The 644-nt window shown below is 65.1% G+C and carries 1 protein-coding gene; it reads right to left on the bottom strand.

What is annotated here, in order from left to right; all coding sequences use genetic code 11:
• Nucleotide 1: 1 nt before the first annotated feature.
• Nucleotides 2–644: FG-GAP repeat domain-containing protein (locus tag IO20_RS37285; RefSeq protein ID WP_037637039.1), on the bottom strand; the 643-nt coding region annotated here is incomplete at its 5' end.

Raw genomic sequence — 644 nt, 5'->3', positions numbered from 1 at the left:
CTCAGTACAGGCCCTTGAAGCTCTGCCAGCCGCTCGTACCGATCGTCACGCGCGCACCGTACAGACCGGTCCCGGTACCGCTGTACCGCCACAGCTTCCCCGCCGCGTCACGCGCCACCAGATCCGTACGACCATCACCCGACAGGTCACCGACACCGACCAGGGACGTGTACCCACCCCAGCCGCCACCGACCTGCACCCGCGCCGACACACCACCGGTCACCGTGCCGTAATACCGCCACAGCACACCCGCCCCGTCGACACCCAGCAGGTCACCACGCCCGTCACCATTCAGATCACCGGCACCGACCAGCTTCCTGTACAGCTTCCAGTTCGTACCGATCCGCACCCGCGACTTCACCCGGTGATCAGCCGTACCCCCGTAGAAATACACGTCACCCGTCGACGCCTGCCGCACCAGCAGATCCGCGAACCCGTCACCGTTCACATCACCCGGCGACGTCAGCACGTCGTACTGACCCCAGCCCGAACCCACCAACGTGTACGGCGAAGAAGCAGAAACAACCACCCCGCAACCCGGCCGGTACGCCCGCAACTGATCACCCACACGGACATACACATCCGCACACCGGTCACCATTCAGATCACCCACCGGCACGAACACCGACGACGTCGCGAACTTC

The sequence above is a fragment of the Streptomyces exfoliatus genome, from assembly GCF_000725545.1.
Taxonomy (GTDB): Bacteria; Actinomycetota; Actinomycetes; order Streptomycetales; family Streptomycetaceae; genus Streptomyces; species Streptomyces exfoliatus.
The sequence above is the reverse complement of the archived record's forward strand: the minus strand, read 5'-3'. Positions and strand labels throughout refer to the sequence as shown.